The organism is Gottschalkia purinilytica, assembly GCF_001190785.1.
Classification (GTDB): Bacteria; Bacillota; Clostridia; order Tissierellales; family Gottschalkiaceae; genus Gottschalkia_A; species Gottschalkia_A purinilytica.
The window spans coordinates 99,153-120,856 of record NZ_LGSS01000006.1 but is presented as its reverse complement, the minus strand read 5'-3'; the positions used below and the strand labels follow the sequence as shown (position 1 = coordinate 120,856).

Sequence of the window (21,704 nt, the reverse complement as noted above, 5' to 3'; positions counted from 1 at the left end):
ATATGACTATCTGTAATAAGGATAGTGGGTAAAAATATTTAAATTGGGTTATAAGGTATATAGTAAGAATTCAGAGATTCATACTAGCTAAGTTTTTAAGGGAATTATCTATATAGTCAAACATTTCATATGTTTGGATTCCCTTAATTTTAAGTGCATGTTCAGCACCTGGTCCTATTCTGCTGACAAATACAATATTACAATCTTCTAACAATTCTATAGTTTTTTGTAGTGCATCATCATCATGTACTCCTAAACTACATACAGGTGTCGTTTCCCTTATTTCTAAAAATTTGTAAGTTGTATCTCCATCTATATCAAAAATAAAGAATTTATTTGTTCTACCAAAATGTTGGTTCACTATTCTTCCGTCGTTACTAGCTACAGCTACTCTTAATCCCATAAAGCCACCTCCTTAATTTATCTTATCCATGAGAAAAAGTCTGTAAGGGCTGTTCATAAAGCAATTCTGATAAGTCAATGTTTGCTCCAGGTATTCCACATGCATCTGCTCTACACTGTTTGCAGTGTCTAAATGCAGGTAAAAACTTTTCCACTCCTAATCGAGCATCATTTAATTCATCACATGAAGGTACACGATAATTTATCATCTCATTTTGTGGTATAAGGGGTATTACATTTATCATAGATGCCCCCATATCAGCAGTAGTTTTTGCAATCTCTTCTATGTGACTATCGTTGACTCCAGGTATTAGAACTGTATTTATCTTTACAACAGCACCTAGCTTGGTAACTTCTTTTATTCCTTCCATTTGTGATAATATTAGTTGTAAAGCAGCTTCCTTTCCTTTTAGACTTTGACCATCATATATAATATGAGAACAAATATTTTTCAATATATCTGTTCTAACTGCATTCACAGTAACAGTCACTGTTTTTACTCCTACATTAACTATTTCTTTTGCCTTTTCTTTTAGCTTAAGCCCATTGGTACTCAAACAATTAATTAAATGTGGGTATTTTTCATGTACCAATTCAAATGTTTGCAATGCATGATCTGTTGCTAGACTATCTCCAGGTCCTGCAACTCCTACTACAGTTATATCTTTACAAAGTTCTAGCGCCTTATCTACTATACTTAAAGCTTTTTTAGGTGATAGAATAGATCTACTTACACCAGGTCTATCTTCACACTTATTAAAGCTACGTTTACAAAATCTGCACTGTATATTACATTTAGGACTTACAGGCAAATGTATTCTTCCGTATTTAAAATGTGCCTCTCCATTAAAACAAGGGTGTTTTTTCAATAAGTGACTAAATCTATTATTAGATTTTAAGTAATTAGAATTTGTCATGAACTTCCCCCTTTCAAAAAGAAAAAGCTAAGCAGCTAATCCTTAATTTTACAACTTAAAAATCAAGTTAGTAAATTAAGTGATTAATTGCTTAGCCTCTAGTTTTCTAGTCAACTAAACTTTTAATTCATAGTATTCTTATCTGTATTTATGTATATTCTTTATACACATTCTATATCCTTTACTATTATTTGTCAATACTTATTTAACTATTTTAATATTTATATCTAAAATAGTTTTAACAATATATGAATTAATACTACTTAATTAGTCCTTTTATTTTAAAAGTTTTTGCTACTTTCTCAGTATTTCTATTTTCAACGTCTACTCAGCTATTTAGTCTAATTATAATCTCATAATTTAGCTCTTTAGATGGTATCGTTATGAAATATAGATTTACGATGTTAAGTAATCTTATATGAATAGATTATATAATCTACCTTGCATTATCCAAGCTTTTAAATTATACTATTGTATAACAATTCTTGTATTTTAAAAATTAGAAGTAGCTAAAGGAGAGTATTCAAATGAAAAAAAGATCATTGAAGTCTTTATCTAAAGGTATAGGGTACTCTACTGCTGTTTTTTTTGATCATACTAATCATGGGAGAAGTGTGTCCAAAATTGGATGATAGCGACTTTTATCCTTTGGTTTAGGATGATCTTACTAGGATATAGTGGAAAAAAACACCACAGGTCGCTTTCCTGTGGTTATATATTTTATTATGCGCACCGCAGGATTTCCTGTGGTGTTTTTTAATATAAAAAAAGGAGAAGGATAATATGAAATTAAGTGGAGAGAACATTTATGTACAACTAGCTAAGGAATCTGATACTGATTCTCTTTTAGAACTTGAAGTGAAGAATAAAGACTTTTTTCAGCTATTTACTGACTTGAGAAAAGAATCATTTTATACGTATCAAGGGCAGTTAGAAAGAATTAGAAATGAAATTGAATCAAGTAAAGCAGACAGAAGTTATTTATTTTTAATTTATTTAAAAAATTCAGAGCAAGTAATTGGTGAAGTAACTCTTTCAGAAGTGGTACGAGGCAATCTACAAAGCTGTTGGATAGGTTATTTTCTAGATAAAGACCACAATGGAAAAGGATACATGACTGAAGCTGTAAAACTCGTTGTAGAATATGCTTTTAGAGAATTAGATCTTCACCGTATCGAAGCTGGTGTAATGCCACATAACATTGGCTCAACAAAAGTACTATTAAAAGCTGGTTTTCACAAAGAAGGTATTGCAAAGAAAAATGTGAAAATTAATGGTCATTGGGAGGATCATCAGACATTAGCTATTATAAAAGACGAATCAGTCGATAGGGAGCATAAGAAAGTCCAGCGTAAGAATCCGAAGACTGTTGCTTCTCCAATGGGATCTTACACTCATCTTACAACTGTCCCAAAAGGAGCAGATTTGTTAGTTCTTTCTGGCCAAGTTGGAACAGACATACATGGAAATTTGCCATCAGATATGAACGAACAAATAAATAATACACTTCAAAACATATTACGTATTCTTAATAGTGAGTCTGTATCTGTAGATAACATCATTAAAACTAACATTTGGGCTACAGAAGAAATTGACTGGGATTACTTTAATAAAGTATGGGAGGAGTTTCATGGTAGTACACCACCTGCAATGACAATGTCATATGTACCTTCATTAGCAGTTCCTTCTCTTAAAGTAGAAATAGAAGTATGGGCAGCTAAGTGGTAATTTCTTATGTAAATATGCACTACTTTAAAAATTTATAAGATTAGTTCTATATAGAAAATTGCCTACTTTCTAAGTAAAGATAGGCAATTTCTATTATTAGTTAGCCTTTAAATAATATATGGACTTGTTATTAATACTTTGCATCTGAAAATATTTCTTTTAAAATTTTTGTATTACTTTCACCTAAGATATAAATCAGTTCTGATCCCATAAAGTTTATATATGATTTTCCTTCTGAGTCACCTATACAAATAAAAAGGAGAAATGTACCATCCTCATATACTTCTTCTTTTTCGTCTATGTAGCTAAAGTTAGGCTTTATGTGAGCATAGTATTCAAAAGATTCTATATTAATATCTTCAGGGTATTCTATTTTTTTAATACCATCAGATGTATCTAATGAATTCATGATCATCTTGAATTTTAATAGTTTTTGTTCATCATCAATCTCATCTATCTTATCATTGCTAAATTTAGTATAACTATTAAACTTATAAATTTCTATATTTGATAATGATTTAATTTCTATTCTCTCCTCGTTTCTATTTAAATAGTTGTACGCTAAACCTATAAAAATAAGTATAACAATAGGTATAATAAAAACAATAATTTTTTTCATATAATAATCTCCTTAATATAACTCTTTTATAATTACATAATATCTTATAAAACCAAATCTATCAAATAATACTAAGCCTGTAAATTAGAACTAAATATGTCAATTATTTATCTGCAAATAAGTTATAAATAAAAAAGATGGCTACCAAACTTAAAGCTAGATAGCCATCCTAAAATGTTAAGAGGTTTAGACCTTAGTCTTTATCTTTATTAGTTAACTAAATTAATTGTTTAACACTAATTTTTCTTTACTTATAACTTATATATTTTGTAATCCTTTCTCTAAGTCTTCAATTAAATCCTCTACATTTTCTATACCAATAGAGACTCTTATAAGTTCTGGATTTACTCCAGCTAATACTTGTTCCTCTTCATTAAGTTGCTGATGAGTAGTTGATGCTGGATGTATAATTAATGATTTCGCATCTCCTACATTTGCTAAATGTGAAAATATTTCTACTGATTCTATGAGCTTCTTGCCAGCTTCATATCCATCTTTTAATCCAAATGTAAATATTGACCCTGCTCCCTTAGGAAGATACTTATTAGCTAGCTCATGATATTTATTAGACTTAAGTCCAGGATACCTCACCCATTCGATCTTAGGATGATTCTCTAAGTATTCCGCAACTTTTTTAGCATTTTCTACATGTCTTTCTATTCTAAGAGACAAAGTTTCAAGACCTAATAATATTAGAAATGAATTGAAAGGTGATATACTAGCTCCTATATCCCTTAAAAGAGTAGTTCTTAATTTTGATATATATGCAGCTTCTTCAAATGCTTCTAAAAATGACAATCCATGATAACTTGGATCTGGCTCTACTATTCCAGGAAATTTTCCGTTGTTCCAATTAAATTTACCACTATCTACTACTACACCACCTATAGAAGTTCCATGACCTCCTATAAACTTAGTAGTAGAATGCACTACTATATCAGCTCCATATTCTATTGGTTTTAATAAATAAGGTGTTGCAAAAGTATTGTCTACTATTAAAGGAATATTATTTCTATGAGCTATATCTGCTACTTTTTCAATATCTATGACATTTATATCTGGATTACCTATAGATTCTACAAATACAGCTTTTGTCTTTTCATTTATAACTTTTGCCAATTCTTCAAGGTCTTCTGGATTTATAAGATTCACCTTTATACCTAAATTTTTAAGTGTATGATTAAATAGTGTATATGTTCCTCCATAGAGTGTAGATATTGCTACTATTTCATCTCCTGATTTTGCTATATTTAAAATCGAATAAGTTATAGCTGCCATTCCTGATGATGTTGCTACTGCTCCTACTCCACCTTCTAATTCAGCAATTCTTTTTTCAAGTATATCGGTAGTTGGGTTCGTTACTCTAGTATAAATATTTCCTACTTTACTAAGTGAAAATAACTCTGCTGCATCTTGAGTATCATTAAACACATACGAAGTAGTTTGATATATAGGAACTGCTCTTGACTTTGTATCAGTATCTACTAACTGTCCTCCATGAACCTGCACTGTTTCAAATTTATAGCTTTTTTCTCCCATATCATTTTCCCCCTTTTTTTATTTCTTACAATTTAACTTATTTTTAGTAATTACGTTGCTAGTTCTTTTTCTAAAGCTTCAGATTCTGAATTATCAATATATAAAAATGGATCTTGCTTATACCATTCTTCAAAGTAAGGTAACTTAAGATTCTTAGCTATATTTTTATTAAATATAGTGTTCTTTAGTAATCTATTTAGTCTTCTTGCTATCTCAAAAGACCCTGAATATCCCATATAGTTATATGATGGACCAAATATCGGTAGTACAGGAACACCATGTTTTGCAGCCCATACATTCCCACCTGTATGACCTATATATACATCTGGCTTTAATCTCTCAATAAGATTAGACTGTTCAAAAGGTTGCCCTGTAGCTGCATTAAATATAGTTTTGTCTTTATCACTTGGTAGAGATTCTATAAGCTCATCAGCAAAATGATCATAATGATATCCCCTCATACCAATTACAGAAACACCTAAATATTCTAGCAATTCAGCTGTAGCAAGAACACGTATTTCCCCACCTGTCAAAAGAGCAGTCTTGCCACTTAAATTCTTTTTAAAAGGTTCTAAAGCTTCTTTGAGAGCTCTATTCTCGACTTCTATAAGACTTTCAGCTTCCTTTTCTAGTCCAAAGAACTCTGCAATATCTCTGATCCACTTATTTGTATTTCTAATCCCTATTGGAATAGTTTTTAATATAAATGGAATATCATATTTTGCCTTTATATGCTCTACAAAATAATCATCATGAGTAGCACAAATTCCTATATTTAGTGCTGCATCTAACATATCTTGAAAATCCTCTGGGTGAGCATAACAAGGAAGTATTCTTACCTTTAATCCTAAATTCTCTAAAAGTCTCACTAATTCATGTTCATCTATTTTACTCATAGATGAAACATTGAGTAAATTAACTGTACGGCTTATTTTGTATTTTTCTTTGATTTCTTCTAAATCATCTTCAACGATTTTTTCAATCTTTTCTTTCTTATATACCAAGTTTCTTAAAATTCCGTGATAAACAGAGTCATATGCACTAGCCATTATCTTTGTTTTAAATCCCTCACAATGAACTGGTACAATCTTAGCTGCAACTTGCTTTTGAACTTCTTCAAGAATACCATCTATGTCATCTCCAATCAGTGCTGGAACACAACTATTTACAACAACTATAGTTTCAGGTCTGAATTCTTTTTCAGCATATAGTACTGCTTCTTTTAATTTTTTCTCTCCTCCAGTAATTACATCTGCTTCGTCTAAATTTGTATTAATCCATATTAATCCCTTTGCATTTTTATCTCTAAGTTTTTGAAAACCTGTTGTTACACCTGCAACAGAATTGTTCCCTCCTCCACAACCAATAGGTGAATGAACTATAATTACTGTATCTCTTATTGTACTTAGTATAGCTAGACTTAAGTTTAGCTGACATCCTTGAGTTTGATAAAAAGTTCTTTTGGTGTTATTGAGACAACCTTTTTTAGATTTATCTAAAAGTTTAGAACAGCATCCTCCAAAACTATTACAAGCCTTTAACCTGTCTTCACGCACAGGTGGAGTTTTTTCCTTTATATAATCCATTTAACTTCCTCCTATCTATTTGCAACAAGGGTACTAAATATATCTTCTACAAGACTCAAAGCTCCTCTATATCCTGCATAAGCTTTATCTAAAACTAATCTATTTGAGATTGGATAAGTTACACTTAAATGCGGCGCTCCTATTTTCTGAGCAAATTCTCTTTCAAAAGAACTTCCTACAATAAAAGCTGGACTAAATGAATCATAGTATCTGCTTCCGTTATTATCTGGCCATATGCTTTTGAAGTGTTTCTTTATACTAGAAGTATCAGTATCAAATACTACTTTAGGTTCAAATCCAGATTCGTAATTTTCAAATCTTTTAAGAACAGTTTCTTGTTCATTATCATTTAATGTATCAGTTATTACTACTAATTCTGGAAGCCATCCTAAATCATCTGCAAGAAATCTAGTTACACCTTGAGTATAGTTAGAGTCTCCTACTACAACAGCATATCTTTGAAGATCTATGTCACTATAAATATCTACTATTCTTTCAATATAGTCATAATAAACTTTTTTCTCTTCATCTATTACATCTTCTATCAGGATTTCTTCAATATTAAGAGCCTTTCCAATAGTTCTTAAAAATTCCGCAGTGACTTTTTCTCCTATAGGAAAAGGTGTAGTTATATAGGGTACTCCATGAACTTCTTCAAAAGCTTTTGCAGCTTCTATTCCAAAAGTATCAGATACAACTACATTTAATACTGCTTTAGATGATTGTTTCAAATCTTCAAGTGTTTCATCTTCTCCGAAAAATGTATTCACCTTAAAGCCTAATTTATTAATGAGACTTTTCAATACTCTCAAGTTTCCCTTCCAGAATACATCTTGAATAGGAACAACACCCCATAAGTTTATAGTTTTTTGTTCTTTCTCATCTGTTTTTTCTACAAAGTTTCTAAAAAGCGTTTCTAAAATAATGTCATAGCCTTTATAAGAATTTCCGCTAAATCCACCTGTTTCTGCAAATAATACAGGAACACTATGATCAGCAAATTCTTTAACTACACTTTCAGTATCATCACCTATCATATCTACCATACAAGCAGTAAGTACAAAATATATATCTCCGTCTACTATTTTAAGAGTATTTTTTATTTGTTCTCTTAATCTTTCTTCTCCTCCAAAAACTATATCTCTTTCAAATACATTTGTACTAGGAAGAGCTAAGCCAGAACAGTATCCACTTCCTACATAACCTGCTCCTCCATTTATAGCTGCTGTAAGATTTCCACCACATCCTGCAGCAGCATGTAAAATAGGTACTACTCTAGGTAAAGCTCTTATAGTTGCTAAAGCACCTCCAAGAGCACAGACATATCTTGGTCTATCTATAAATTTGCTCACTTAAATCCCTCCACCAATATCCTCTAAGTCTCTAAATCTATATATAATAACTCAACTGATTTTCTTTAGCAAAATTTAAAGTCTCAAGAATTTTTGAACGTATTTTAAAAAAGTCAGGATGATTTCTATTACGAGGTCTTCCCATTTCAACATTAATAATCTCCTTAACCTTACCAGGTCTAGGTGTCATTATGACTACCCTGTCACTCAAATATATAGCTTCATCTACATCATGTGTAACTAATATCATTGTTGTTCTACGTTCTTCCCATATTCTCAAAATTTCATCTTGCATATTCATTCTTGTAAATGCATCAAGAGCACCTAATGGTTCATCTAAGAGTAAAACTTTAGGATGATTTACCAAAGCTCTGGCTAGAGACACACGCTGTGCCATACCTCCAGATAATTGATGCGGATATGATTCTTGGAAACCATCTAGTCCTATGAGATTTATAAATTCCTCTACTTCATGACTCTTTTCTTTATATATCTTTCTAGCTTTTAACCCTACTGATACATTTCCTTTAACTGTTAACCAAGGGTATAGGGTAGGGTCCTGGAAAACAAGTCCTCTTAGGTAACTAGTTCCATGGATCTCCTCCCCATCTATATAAAGAGAACCCGATGTAGGTTTATCCAGTCCAGCAATTAGTCTCAATAGTGTAGACTTACCGCATCCACTTGAACCTACAAGTGAAATAAATTCCCCTGGTTTTATATGAAGATTAATACCATTTAATGCAATTACATCATTAGTATCTGAGCTTTTAAATACTCGATTAACATTATCTATCTTTATTTCCCCAACTGACGAACTTTCAAAACTTTTTACCATTTTATCACTCCTTTTTGCCATGAAAGAACTTTGTTTCTTAATTTAAATAGAAGTGTAATAATACTGGAAAAAGTTATTAGTATGAGGAATATGCTAGCATAAACTTTATCATATTCAGCCCATCCAGTAGCCCAGGTAATATACCATCCTAGACCTGCTTTTACTCCAAGCATTTCTGCAACTATCAATGTGGCACAAGCAACGCTCATTCCCTGGAAAAGCCCCAAGAATATATTTGGAAGTGCTGCTGGTATAGCTACTTTCAAGACTAGAAATCTTTCATTTGCTCCAAGTGTTCTTCCAACTTCAAAATAAGCATTTCTTACATTTGCTATACCTGAAGAAGTCATAAGTGTAACTGGAAACCATACAGCAAGAAAAATTAAAAAGCTACTTCCAAATATACCAGCTGGAAATAATATCATTATAAGAGGAATCCAAGTAACAGCAGGTATAGGCCCTACAGCTTTCATCAATGGATTAATCCAATAGTGTACTTTCTTATACCATCCCATTGCTACTCCTGTAATAAAACCTATAACTACTCCAAAGAAATATCCTACTCCTAATAATCTTAAAGAGTGGAGTATACTTATACCTAATACATTTCTATCTTTTATAAATGCATTTAAAATTTTATCAGGCCATGGAAAATAAGGAAGTGGAAGATGACCTGACTTTAAGGTCAAGCCATCCCACAATGTTAAAAATAGGGCTATAACAAACATAAGAGGTGCTTTTTCATCCAGCTTTATTTTTAGATTTTCGTTCCTCCTTGCTATAATTAAAAGTAATATATATATTAAAGCAAGAAAAGAAAGAATTGCTGGATAAACATTTGTAGTTTGTAAATCAAGCTTATTAGGTACTAGATAGTAAAACAAAATTACTATTAGAATTCCTATTAAAGGTGAAATGGTCCTTAGTTTTTTCTTATAAGAAGAAGCTAAGGGTATTTTTTGTTTAATATCTGTAACTTCCAAACTCACAGTGGTTTTCATATTATCACCCTTTCTAAAAATTAGTGTTACATGATTATTCTACATTTTTAAGCTCTTTATATATTTTTTCTGTTTCTTTATCTATGTCAATATTTTTATCGAATAACTCTAATTGTTTAAGTTCGTCTATTGAAGTTCTTATAGCTTCTTTGCCACCTGATATGCTTGGTTTATAGTTATATGATTTTAATAGATTTAAGTTATACTCATAATCTCCATTAACATGTTGTTTATCAACCATAATTTTTGCTGTTTCTTCTCTATTTTCATTAACCCATTTTGCAGCTTTTAAAACAGCTCTAGTTAAAGCTTCTGCTACTTCAGGTTCATCCCTTACAATAGGTCCTCTTATTCCAAGAAGACAGCAGTATTCATCCTTATAGTCTTCATCATGAGTACTTGATCTTATAACATTCACTTTTCCAGACTCAATCCATGCATGAGCTGTCTGATCCCCAGTTATAGCAGCTTGTATTTCTCCTTTTTCAAGGGCTGTAATAAGTTGTTGAGCAGGGAAGTCCTTCCAATTATAGTCTTTTACATTGAGTCCATCTCTCAAGATACTTCTATAACCAAAGTTCATAGATCCGCCACCGATTCCACCTGAAACTCCAATTGTCTTTCCTTTCAAATCTTCAAATCCTTTTACTTTAGAGCTTTTTGGTACAACAACTGAAATACATCCTGTGTGTATTCCTAAAGTAAAGTTTATATCTAAACCATTTTGTATGGGTTTAAGCCAAGTAACTACAAGACCATCACTAACATCTACTTTTCCAGTTGCAAGTCCGTCTCTAAGAGTAGGATAGTCGCCTTTTAAAAGTTCAACTTCGATACCTTCTTCTTTAAAAAATCCTTTTTCATAAGCCATAACTAAAGGTGCTTGACATATACCTCCATTTTGACCTACTACAATCTTTTTCTTAACTTTTTTGTCTTCTTTTTTATTTGTTTTTTTATCTACTTTTGATACATCTTCAGTCTTATTTGTCTGTTCATCTTCTTTACTTTTTTGACATCCTATAGAAACTAGGGCAATGCTCATTAATATTAAACACAGAGTAATAATTTTAAGTATTTTAGATTTCAATTCAATCACTTCCTTCTAATTATGTTTTCATTATTTATATGGATAAGTTCACTTAATATTTGCTAAATTTATATAAACAAAAAAGACTGTATCTCAATCATTTATAATTGAGACACAGCCTCTGATTATTCAGTCAGCAGTGTATATAAAATAAATTTTATTAAGCCAATATTTATTTAAGTCTTACTTTTTCATTTTTTTCTATCTGTACAATTTTCCCCTCTTGAATTACAGCCGTTACAGATCCATAACTTATGCTATCTATAACTTTCACAAGCTTTTCTAAGCTTTCATCGAAAGTACTATTAATACTACCATTCTTTTTTTCAGACACTCCTAAGCCCTCCAACAGAAAATTATTTGCAACAAAGATAGTTCCCTAATATATATTTTTCGTTCAAATTAACTTGGATAGCTTGGTTATCTTGTTTTACAATTGTAAAATTTCCGTCTTTTATCGTACTTAAATATCTTAGTACTATACTTCTAACACTATTATTTTTGAAAGATTTTTTTGTATCCCTCTCATGAAATCTAACAGCCATTATATACCCCCCTGCTTTATATATCCCCCTTTTTTTATTTCTTAAGTATATCTAATATAGTTTAGTCTTCTTGGAAAAGAATTGTTGATAAATATCTTTCTCCTGTGTCTGGTAATAATACTACTATATTTTTTCCTTTATTTTCTGGTCTTTTAGCTATTTGAGAAGCTGCAAATGCTGCTGCCCCTGAAGATATTCCTACAAGCAGTCCTTCAGTCTTAGCAAGGTCTCTAGCAGTTTCAAATGCTTCTTCATTTTTAACTTTAAATATCTCATCAATTACAGATTGGTTAATTATATCTGGAATAAATCCTGCACCAATACCTTGTATTTTATGTGATCCTGCTTCTCCTCCTGAAAGTACTGGTGAATCAAAAGGCTCTACAGCAACAATTTTTACATTAGGATTTTTTTGCTTTAGAACTTCCCCTACTCCTGTAACAGTACCTCCTGTACCTACTCCAGAAACAAATATATCTACTTTACCATCAGTATCTTTCCATATTTCTTCTGCTGTAGTTTCTCTGTGTATTTTAGGGTTAGCTGGATTTTTGAACTGTTGTAATATTATTGAATTAGAAGTTTGTGCAGATAGTTCTTCTGCTTTAGCTATTGCTCCCTTCATACCTTCACTTCCAGGTGTAAGAACTAATTCGGCTCCTAATGCTTTTAATAAATTCCTACGTTCAACACTCATTGTATCAGGCATTGTTAAGATTAATCTATATCCCTTTGCTGCTGCTACAAATGCAAGTGCTATACCTGTATTTCCACTAGTAGGCTCTATGATTACTGTGTTCTCGTTTAATAATCCTTTTTCTTCAGCATCTTTAATCATAGCGTATCCAATTCTATCCTTAACACTACTTGCAGGGTTAAAATATTCTAGTTTGGCTATTACTGTTCCTTCAAGTTTATTTAAAGAATTATAGTTTGTAAGTTCAAGAAGTGGTGTATTTCCAATTAGTTCAGTAAGATTCTTTGCTATATTAGTCATTTTTATCTCCCCCATAAAACAATTTTAGATTGATATTATTTTATTTAATATATATTATATTTTTTTCATTATATTCTTAAAATGTATTTTTCCTATCGATTTACTAGGAATTATCTGATAAAAAAAACATATAGACATTTACTTTGTTTAAACATTTATTTAATATATAGTATTCCTATATGTTTATAGTAATTTTACACTGGACGGTATCAAATGTCAATATATTTTCATGCGACATTTTTCTATGTTTTTTACATATGTTAAATATAAAGTTTTATTTAATATTTAATACTTCTTAATATATACTAAGTTACATCCAGTCTTTATTTTTGAAGAATCTATACATACCAAATATTATTCCTAAACATAGTATCCAAAATAAAGGATAGCTCCACTTAAGATAAAGTTCTGGCATATACTTAAAATTCATACCATAAATACCTGTTAAAAATGTTAATGGAATAAATATTGTAGAAAAAACCGTTAATGTAGTCATAATCTGATTCATCTTATTACTTGTATTAGATAAATGTATATCAAAAATACCTAATATCATCTCTCTATAAAAAGTAACAAGTTCTGTAATTTGAATTAGGTGGTCTCTTACATCTTTTAAGTATTTTTTAGTATCTTCTGATATAATGGAATCTTCATTAAGAATATCATATATAGTATCTTCTAGTGGCCAAGTCAATGCTTTAAAAATAACTAACCCTTTCCTTAGCTTATAAACTTCTTGTAGTTCATACTTTTGTGAATTACCTACGATACTTTCCTCTATATCTTCTATTTTCTCTTCTATCTTACTCAATGCAACAAAATATTCATCTACAACACCATCAATTAAAAAATATAGTAAATAATCTATATTCTTCTTTGCTATTAATCCTTCATTTTCACAAATTCTTTTCTTTGCCATATCAAAGGTATTATTCTTATCCTCTTGAAAAGTTATCAGAGTATTATGCATTAATATAAACGAAACTTGTTTCTGTATTATTTCTATATTATCTTCATCAAAAAAAAGAGTTTTTAGTGTTAAAAACATGTAGTTATTATAAAATTCAACTTTAGGACGTTCAGCTATATGCGTTATATTCTCTAATGTTAAGTTGCTAATTTTAAATATATCACCAATTTTTTTAATTAAGTCTATATCGTGTAATCCTCGTATATTTATCCATTTTAAATCATCAGATGAAAAATCCATTTCATCTAATGATTTAATATTTTTTATAGATGATTTTTCTTTACTATATGTAATTAGCTCAATCTCAACTTCTTTATCTAAATCATTTCCAGTATAAAGTATAGTTCCTGATGGATAACCAACTTTTTTTAAATGTTTTCTTGCTTGTTTCATTATTATCCCTTCTAAAAAGTATTTTTATTTAATCTTTGAGTTTAATTTCAAATTCTATTTCATGTAATATAGAAATATTATCATATCCCTTCAGCGGAATCTCAGGTTTTATCTTTCTAGATTCATTTACTGCATCTATATGAATTGCTTTTATATCAAAATCTCGTTTTTGATAAAATCGAATAGCTCTTGTATTATCGTTTGTAGTTATAAGCCATACTTTATGACATCTATTTTCCTTAGCAGTCTCGATAACTTTCTCTAATAATTTACTTCCTAATCCTTTATTCTCTTCTAAACTGTCTAAAGATACAACTTCACATTCTTTATTTTCAATATTATATGTTATAAGACCTATTATTTTATCATTTTTATATGCTATAAACCCAGGTAATTTAGATATATCATGTACTTTTCCCCTTGATACCATTATACTAGATCCCCAATTTTCTTTAATAAAACATACTAGCTGTGATCTATCTGAATCATCGACTTTTTTTATATACATACTGCTATCTCCTTATTAACTCTTTAGTATCTATTTAGTTTAAGTATTGCTATGTTTTACAGGTATTTGAATTTCTGTAATGTATTCATCTTCTACTCCTGAAAAAGATGCATCTGTAATTGTAACAATAAGTCCATCTCCTAATATTTCTAGTGAATTTTCTTTAATCCAATTTATAAGATTATGATAGTGCTCTTCTCCATTTTCATATGGACCATTAAAAACAATTGTAGCAAATTCACCTTCAGGTATTATACTGAATTCTTTAACTTCTGATATATCTTCTTCAAATAACAAAGATACTCCCTTCCAATACCCGTAATTATTAGTCATAAGTTCTTCTTTTCCAAGTATGACACTAATTAATCCATTAAATAAGCATAATTCATCTTTTAATAAATTACTAAGTTTCTTTATTGTATATTCAAATGCTATATTATCCCTGGAGTTTTTAAAGTCTAATTTTACCATTTTCCTCTTAGAAAATCTTTTTAATCTACACTTACCAAAGTTATTAATATTTTTATATTTTTTTATTAATTTTACTTTATTTTGAATGCTATTTAATCTTACATTGAGTATTTCAATTTGATTCTTGATTCTTTCTTCATTTTCTTCTAATATATCTATTACTGTATTTAAATTACGATTTTCAAAGTATTGTCTTATATCTTCTAAAGGCATTCCTAATTCTTTAAGAAAAAGAATAGAATCAAGATAGGCAAATTGCTCTATACCATAGTAACGATAATTATTATTTTCATCAATATATGCTGGTTTAAATAAGCCTATCTTATCATAATATCTTAAAGTTTGAGATGAAATATTATGAAGTCTAGCCATTTCTCCTACTAATATTTTAGGATACATTTATTTTCACTTCCTTAAAGTTTCTCATTTAAAATAGATTCTTCCTATTACTAAGTTTCTATCTCTTAATATGTGATATAAAACATCCTTCTAGTCTTTTCCTCTAATTTTATCAAATTTTTATAATAATAGTTAAAAAACTTTTTTATTTATTCGGCTTCTTTTGTTAATAGCTTATTAGAAGTTATACTAATTCCTAATGCACCTAAAGGTGCTGTAATTATTATAGATAGAATAGCTATTGCAAGTATGATGTCTCCTGATTTAACTCCCATTGATAATGGGATAGCTCCCATAGCTGCTTGTACTGTAGCTTTAGGTAAATATGATATAATGCAAAATAGCCTTTCTTTCCAACTTAAATTAGTCCCTATAACTGATATCATCACTCCTATACTTCTTCCAATTAATCCTACTAATATTATAACAACGCCTTTAACTCCTGCCTCTAATGCTATACTAGTATTTACTTCAGCTCCTACTAAAACAAATAAAAGTATTTCAGCAAATGTCCATATTTTATTAAACTTTACAGATAAAGTTTTTCCTAAGTTAGGTGCCTTATCAAAGATTATGAATCCTATAGTCATAACACCTAGCAAAGAAGCTATCTCAATTTTATTTTTTAATATATTTTCTAATGTAGTAAGTAATATAGCTAATCCAAGTACAATCAAAATCTTTTTAGTATCATGTATATCAAATTTCTTTAGTATTCTAATTATTATAAGTCCAACAACAACTCCTAATACAATTCCTAGTATTATTGATATTGGAATACCTAGTATCTTCATAGCTATATTTATATTTTTACCACCATATAGCCCTAAAAACGTACTAAATATTGTTATTGCAAAAACATCATCTATAGAAGCTCCTGCTAATATTAAGGTTGGAATTCCTTTATTAGTCCCTATTTTTTCTTCCATAAGATTTATCATTTGTGGTGTTACTACAGCTGGTGAAACTGCTGCTATAATGAATCCTAACATACCTCCTTGTATAAAAGAAAATCCTAAAACTTTTATAGATATAAATGCAATTGTAAATCCCTCTATTAATCCTGGTATACAACTTAATTTAATAGCTGTTTTCCCTACTTTTTTTAAATCATTTTTATTTATACCTAGCCCTGCTCTTAATAAAATAATTATTAAAGCAATTTTTCTAAGGTCTCCAGATATCTTCATCATTTCAATATCAAGTAAATTAAGTCCATAAGGACCTATCAACACTCCTAATATTAGCATTCCTAGAAGTCCTGGAAGCCTTAACTTAGAAAAAATCCAATTTGCCATCATTCCTAATAACATAATAATTGCTAAACTTGTAGCCATATTATAAACCTCCTTAATAAAATAAGTTCAAAAACATAAAAAACTCCTACAAGTATACCATAGTATTTCTTGTAGGAGTCATTAGCATTCAGCGATTCTGGTGAACTCCATCACCATTATTAAGTTTAACAGTAATATATCACAGTATTTAATTCTTTTCAAGTATCTAACTTAAGTAATTTTTAAGTAGTTAGTACTTATAAATCTAAAAGATCTAATATCTTTTCTCCAATATTCCTATTAACACCTTTATATGGATAACAGTGCATATATACAGCGGGATTAAAGTTAAGCTCAATTATTCCATAATTATCTTTAGTAGCATCTTGAGATATATCTTCAATAATCATATCCACACCACAAATAGAAGCTCCTACTGTTTTTGCAGCTTTAATAGCAATATCCTTATAGCTTTTTAGTATATCTTCTGTACAATCTATACTATCTCCACCTGTACTTATATTAGAATTCTCTCTTAGGTATACTGTTTCTCCATCTAAAGGAACATAATTTATATCTTTTCCTTGTTGATTTAAAAACATTTTTTCAATCTCACCAATAGTTATTATTTCAAGTGGTGTTCTATGTCCTTCACCTCTAAGAGGACTACTATTTTTTCTATTAATTAATTCTTCTATACTGCTTTTTCCATCTCCAACAACATTAGCTGGTACTCTATTAAGTACACCTTCAACTTTATCCCCTAGTACAAGAAATCTATATTCATTTCCTTTTAAAAATTCTTCAATTAAAATAGAATCATCGTGTTCAAATGCAATGTCTATAGCTCTTTCATAACTTTCTTTAGAAAATGTATCTTTAAAGATAGTAATTCCTACCCCAAAGTTCGTAAATTTAGGCTTTATAACGATACTTTTGTCCTTAAATAAAGTAAAATCTTTCTTAGCAGATGAACTATTAAAATAATCTTTTCCTATTGGAACTCTAATTCCTACTTTATCTAAAACATGTTTTGTAACCAATTTATTCTCCATTATCATTACAGAACTATAAGGATCAAGTGAAGTTTTAGTAGCTTGTTTAGTGTATTCTACTTTTTTACCATTATCTAGTGCTATAAAGTTATCTTTTCTGTCTAAGATTTCAAACTTAATTCCTCTTTTTATAGAAGCTTTTAAAAGCACTTGAGTAGATAATTCTAGATCCTCATATCCTGTAAGCTTAAATTCGTTTTCTTTACTTTCTTTAAGGTATTCTTTAGCTAGCTCTATGTGAAAATCCATGTAGGATTTTTCTAATACTTTTTCTACTATTTTATTTGCTATAGTTTTATTTGGATTTTCAAGCTTGTCAATAGCATCATCTACTACTTTTATTAAGAATTCTTCTTTTTCCCCTATGACTGATATTAATTTTCTTATCTCTTCAAATATATTTTTTCCCATATTACATAATAAGTTTTTTGTATTAAAGTTCTCATATAGCTCTAAGTTTTTATTCCTTCCAAAAGATGCTACTAACTCATGATTTTTATATGCTACCTTTTGACTTTCTTCATCAAAAGGTTCATCTTCCTGGAACAAACTAAATAGAACTAGTAAATGTACTAAATACAAAGTTTCTAAGTCTATTCCATTTTTATTAAATGGATTTAGATCTATAAATCTTAATTCTAAATATTTAATTCCATCTTTTAAAAGAGAATTTAGTGTATCTTTATTTTCCTCTGCTTTAAGTCTTACAGGACTATAAAATTCTCTAGCACTATCCAATTCACCGCTACTAATAAGCTCTTCTATATCTCTAACGTATGACTCAACATTGTCATATGATATAATGAAATCTTTTTCATTTTTATATCCATAGCTTCCATTTCTAAAGGATACTATGTCTTCAATATGGTAACTTTCTTCATTAATATTTTTCATATTATTAATTATTTTTTCATCATAAGTCTTGTGTACAATAGGACTAGCTCCAGTAAGATATATTAGTAACCATCTATATCTTAATAAGTTCTTAGCTATTTTTAAATATACTTTGTTTTTAAAGTCAGTAAAAGTTAATCCTTTTCCAAACTCTTTATATAGATTGTCTAAAAATTTATCTTTTAAAGAAAAATTATAGTGTATTCCTGAAATAAGTTGAATTTTCTTTCCATATTTTTCAGCTAATGTGTCTCTATATCTTCTAGCCTCTTTACCATCACTCGTATCATTGAAATTCGCTATATATATTTTTTCATCATCAGGTAAAATTGGTGGATTACTTTGTGGCCATAAAAGCTCTTCCTCTAGCTCTAAACTAACTATATTTTGAAGATTATCTAAAAATTCATAAGTTTCTTCAAGAGTGTCCACTACAGGTGTAACCATTTCAACTTGACTTTCTGCAAAGTCAGTTGTTATATATAAATTATTTAACCTATCGCCAAATACTTTTGGATGTGGGGTAGTCGACAATCTTCCATTCTTATCAACTCTAACATTTTCTTTCTCTATACCAAAATTACCTTTTAACAAATCTCTTTCTAAGTTATTTTCACATATATATTTAATGATTTCTTTATCTAGTCCCTTCACATCCATAACCTCCTTAAAGTGTTCATAAAATTTCCCTTTCAATTAAGTACCCTATTTATTTAATACTCTAACAATTTATTAGATTACACTGATTTATAAACATATATCATATATATCCATTTAACTATGTATATAAAATATTATCTTTGCTATTATTTAATGTATTTATTATACATTTGTAAATTACTGCGCAATAAGTATATAATAAAGATAACTATTTTATAAATTATCTTAAAAGAATACATGTGGCTAAGTCATTCATACTTGCCACACGAAATTTTCGCAGTTTATTTAAATGTTTAATACTACTTTGAATAGTTATTTCCTCTTTTTACTAGTATCATATTCTATACTTTTTAAATACAATTATATTACAAAAATTGTTCAGTATAGAATAATATACGTATCATAGTTTATTATATATAGTATATATTAGTATAATGATAATCGTAAATTAAAATTTTTATTTCTTATTATCTTGAATTATAAAAGTATATAAACTGTTTATATATCAATATCAAATTTATTAGATATTTTTTATGCTTTATCTTCATTTGATATTATAATCAAAACACATGTTCTCATCAATGTTTTTAATAAAAATTGGTGAGATAAAAGTTATTTATGTACTTAATTTGTCATATATATCATTTGTAAACAGTCTATTATCAAATGGATATGTAATAATAAGTTTCTGTTAATATCTTAACTTTTACTCTTATATATCTATACTAACCTTTAGGAGGTATATTTTTATGAAAAAGTTTTTTAAGAATATAGTTGTAGTCATACTAGTGTCTGCTGTATTCCACACACTGTGGGAATATTTAGCCTTCGAGATGTTTTATAGTACAAGTTTAGGTTCATCGTATTTTAACTCAATGCTGATTGCTGTTGCTACCGATATCGGTATTACTGTAGTTTTATACATTCTATTATCACTACTAAATAGAAGAGTTAACTGGATAATTAAAAGATGGGATTGCAAAGATTTTGCTATTATGATTTTGTATGGACTGTTTCTTAGCTTTTACCTTGAGGTACAAGCTCTTAATATAGGCAGATTGACATATTCAAAATTAATGCCATTATTTCCTGGAACAAATATAGGTTTAATACCAGTTATACAGTTTGTAGTTCTATTTCCTTTAACATTTATTATAAGTAAATTAATATTAAAAGTAGTGTACAGAAATGACAGAAATATATTTTAAATAACTTATATTTCATATCTAAAAAAATGTAGTTAATAAGATTCAATCTTATTAACTACATTTTTTTATTATTTTATCCTATATATAAGTCAACATTTAATCTTTTTACATTATTATGAAATATATTGACTATCAAGTAATTTTTCCTTAACATATATTAATACATACTAACAAATTTAAACATTTTTCCTAAAAGGAGGAATAAAAGATGGGATATCATAATATTGTCATAGAAGGAACTGGCATATATCATCCAAGTAATAAAGTTACTAATGATTACTTTATTAATCACTTTAATAATTTAGATATAGAAGTTGACGGCCTTTTAAATCATTTAGAAAGAAATTCTCGTTATCTCTCCAACGATCCTACTGAAACAGTCATCACTATGGCATATCAGTCATGCTTAAATGCATTAAAAAACTCTAATACAGATATAAATGAAATTGATATGATCATATTTGCCACAGACACTCCTGAATATACCTCTCCTTCTAATGCACTAAAATTAATGGACTTGTTAAAAGCTACAAATGCAAAAATGGTATACGATACAAATAGTAACTGCATAGGTATGTTATCTGCAATTGACCAAGCTTCTAGAATACTTAAAACTCATAGAAAATATAAAAAAGCATTGATAGTTGGAAGTTTACTTATAAGTTCTGTAGTTAGTCATAATGATCCAGTAACTTATCCAAATTTTGGAGATGCAGCAGCAGCATTAATTTTAACAAAGAAACTAGAAAGTATAGAACGAGGTTTTATAGATTCAACTCATTATACTAAAACTACTGAACATAATAATATATTAATGCCTAAAATAGGTTATTCCAAAGTTATAAGGGATAATATGGTAAATGAAGAAGATAAAAAATGGTTTTGGGATCCTTTCGATGCAGATTTCGTTTCAGAATATTGGACAAGACTTATAAACGAAGTCACAGAAGATAATAATCTAACCCCTAATGATATTGACTACTATTTCTTCTCACAATTTACAAACCCAGGTGCTAAAGAGACACTTAATCAATTAAATGTACATATAGATAAACTTGTTTATGTAGGAGATAAATATGGATATACAGGTGTTACTAGTCCTATATTAGCATTACATACTAGTTTAGAACAAAATAAGATTAAAGATGGAAATTACGCTATATTTTGTTCTGTAGGATCTGGATCTACAACAATATCAATTCTATATAAATTTTAAAAAATAAAACCCCATTTAAGTAGATTCTAAAGTTTTTTC

Annotated in this window: 20 protein-coding genes and 1 riboswitch; of the genes, 3 read left to right on the top strand and 17 right to left on the bottom strand. The window is 29.1% G+C overall.

The features are described from left to right. Positions 1-70: 70 nt before the first annotated feature. Positions 71-403 (bottom strand): NifB/NifX family molybdenum-iron cluster-binding protein, encoded by a 333-nt coding sequence (locus CLPU_RS08135; protein ID WP_050355164.1) that lies wholly within the window; start codon positions 401-403, stop codon positions 71-73. A gap of 22 nt (positions 404-425) precedes the next feature. Next, on the bottom strand, positions 426-1,319 hold the full coding sequence (locus CLPU_RS08130) for a radical SAM protein (protein ID WP_050355163.1): 894 nt from the start codon (positions 1,317-1,319) through the stop codon (positions 426-428). Positions 1,320-2,102: 783 nt separating this feature from the next. Here CLPU_RS08130 and CLPU_RS08125 point away from each other — a divergent pair. Beyond that, positions 2,103-3,047: a GNAT family N-acetyltransferase gene (locus CLPU_RS08125; RefSeq protein WP_050355162.1), complete on the top strand. Its 945-nt coding sequence runs from the start codon at positions 2,103-2,105 to the stop codon at positions 3,045-3,047. Between the two features lie 130 nt (positions 3,048-3,177). On the opposite strand, the gene CLPU_RS08120 is transcribed toward CLPU_RS08125, so the two are convergent. The 15 genes from CLPU_RS08120 to gshAB all read right to left on the bottom strand — a co-directional run bounded on the left by CLPU_RS08120 (position 3,178) and on the right by gshAB (position 19,241). Continuing rightward, on the bottom strand, positions 3,178-3,666 hold the full coding sequence (locus CLPU_RS08120) for a hypothetical protein (RefSeq protein ID WP_050355161.1): 489 nt from the start codon (positions 3,664-3,666) through the stop codon (positions 3,178-3,180). A 258-nt stretch (positions 3,667-3,924) separates the two neighbouring features. Further along, a complete protein-coding gene (locus tag CLPU_RS08115; protein WP_050355160.1) occupies positions 3,925-5,205 on the bottom strand; it encodes an O-acetylhomoserine aminocarboxypropyltransferase/cysteine synthase family protein in 1,281 nt (426 codons plus the stop codon). Between the two features lie 50 nt (positions 5,206-5,255). After that, entirely contained in the window at positions 5,256-6,791 is a 1,536-nt protein-coding gene (locus CLPU_RS08110; RefSeq protein ID WP_050355159.1) for a nitrogenase component 1, read from the bottom strand. Positions 6,792-6,802: 11 nt separating this feature from the next. Beyond that, positions 6,803-8,143 (bottom strand): nitrogenase component 1, encoded by a 1,341-nt coding sequence (locus CLPU_RS08105; RefSeq protein WP_050355158.1) that lies wholly within the window; start codon positions 8,141-8,143, stop codon positions 6,803-6,805. 37 nt (positions 8,144-8,180) lie between these two features. Further along, positions 8,181-8,981 (bottom strand): ABC transporter ATP-binding protein, encoded by an 801-nt coding sequence (locus tag CLPU_RS08100; RefSeq protein ID WP_200898533.1) that lies wholly within the window; start codon positions 8,979-8,981, stop codon positions 8,181-8,183. Next, positions 8,975-9,982 carry an ABC transporter permease gene (locus CLPU_RS08095; RefSeq protein WP_050355156.1) on the bottom strand — a complete coding sequence of 336 codons (1,008 nt, stop codon included), beginning with the start codon at positions 9,980-9,982 and terminating at the stop codon, positions 8,975-8,977. The genes CLPU_RS08100 and CLPU_RS08095 overlap by 7 nt, the downstream gene beginning before the upstream one ends. A gap of 34 nt (positions 9,983-10,016) precedes the next feature. After that, on the bottom strand, positions 10,017-11,072 hold the full coding sequence (locus CLPU_RS08090) for an ABC transporter substrate-binding protein (RefSeq protein ID WP_050355155.1): 1,056 nt from the start codon (positions 11,070-11,072) through the stop codon (positions 10,017-10,019). 172 nt (positions 11,073-11,244) lie between these two features. Then, positions 11,245-11,406 (bottom strand): YezD family protein, encoded by a 162-nt coding sequence (locus CLPU_RS16665; RefSeq protein ID WP_082154145.1) that lies wholly within the window; start codon positions 11,404-11,406, stop codon positions 11,245-11,247. A 22-nt stretch (positions 11,407-11,428) separates the two neighbouring features. Next, positions 11,429-11,617 carry a hypothetical protein gene (locus CLPU_RS08085; RefSeq protein WP_050355154.1) on the bottom strand — a complete coding sequence of 63 codons (189 nt, stop codon included), beginning with the start codon at positions 11,615-11,617 and terminating at the stop codon, positions 11,429-11,431. Between the two features lie 61 nt (positions 11,618-11,678). Next, complete coding sequence (cysK, locus tag CLPU_RS08080; RefSeq protein WP_050355153.1) at positions 11,679-12,614, bottom strand: cysteine synthase A; 936 nt, start codon at positions 12,612-12,614, stop codon at positions 11,679-11,681. Positions 12,615-12,924: 310 nt separating this feature from the next. Next, positions 12,925-13,977: a magnesium/cobalt transporter CorA gene (gene corA, locus CLPU_RS08075; protein ID WP_050355152.1), complete on the bottom strand. Its 1,053-nt coding sequence runs from the start codon at positions 13,975-13,977 to the stop codon at positions 12,925-12,927. A 28-nt stretch (positions 13,978-14,005) separates the two neighbouring features. Beyond that, positions 14,006-14,485: a GNAT family N-acetyltransferase gene (locus CLPU_RS08070; protein ID WP_050355151.1), complete on the bottom strand. Its 480-nt coding sequence runs from the start codon at positions 14,483-14,485 to the stop codon at positions 14,006-14,008. A gap of 39 nt (positions 14,486-14,524) precedes the next feature. Continuing rightward, on the bottom strand, positions 14,525-15,355 hold the full coding sequence (locus CLPU_RS08065) for a MerR family transcriptional regulator (protein WP_050355150.1): 831 nt from the start codon (positions 15,353-15,355) through the stop codon (positions 14,525-14,527). 149 nt (positions 15,356-15,504) lie between these two features. After that, on the bottom strand, positions 15,505-16,692 hold the full coding sequence (locus CLPU_RS08060; protein ID WP_050355149.1) for a cation:proton antiporter: 1,188 nt from the start codon (positions 16,690-16,692) through the stop codon (positions 15,505-15,507). 65 nt (positions 16,693-16,757) lie between these two features. Then, positions 16,758-16,816, bottom strand: a riboswitch (Fluoride riboswitch). A 73-nt stretch (positions 16,817-16,889) separates the two neighbouring features. Next, positions 16,890-19,241 carry a bifunctional glutamate--cysteine ligase GshA/glutathione synthetase GshB gene (gene gshAB, locus CLPU_RS08055; protein WP_235436141.1) on the bottom strand — a complete coding sequence of 784 codons (2,352 nt, stop codon included), beginning with the start codon at positions 19,239-19,241 and terminating at the stop codon, positions 16,890-16,892. Positions 19,242-19,990: 749 nt separating this feature from the next. Between gshAB and CLPU_RS08050 the strand changes: the two genes are divergently transcribed. Both CLPU_RS08050 and CLPU_RS08045 read left to right on the top strand, forming a co-directional pair. Next, positions 19,991-20,449, top strand: coding sequence for a hypothetical protein (locus tag CLPU_RS08050; RefSeq protein WP_050355147.1), 459 nt, complete (start codon positions 19,991-19,993; stop codon positions 20,447-20,449). Between the two features lie 208 nt (positions 20,450-20,657). Further along, on the top strand, positions 20,658-21,665 hold the full coding sequence (locus CLPU_RS08045; RefSeq protein ID WP_050355146.1) for a ketoacyl-ACP synthase III: 1,008 nt from the start codon (positions 20,658-20,660) through the stop codon (positions 21,663-21,665). Positions 21,666-21,704: the final 39 nt, after the last annotated feature.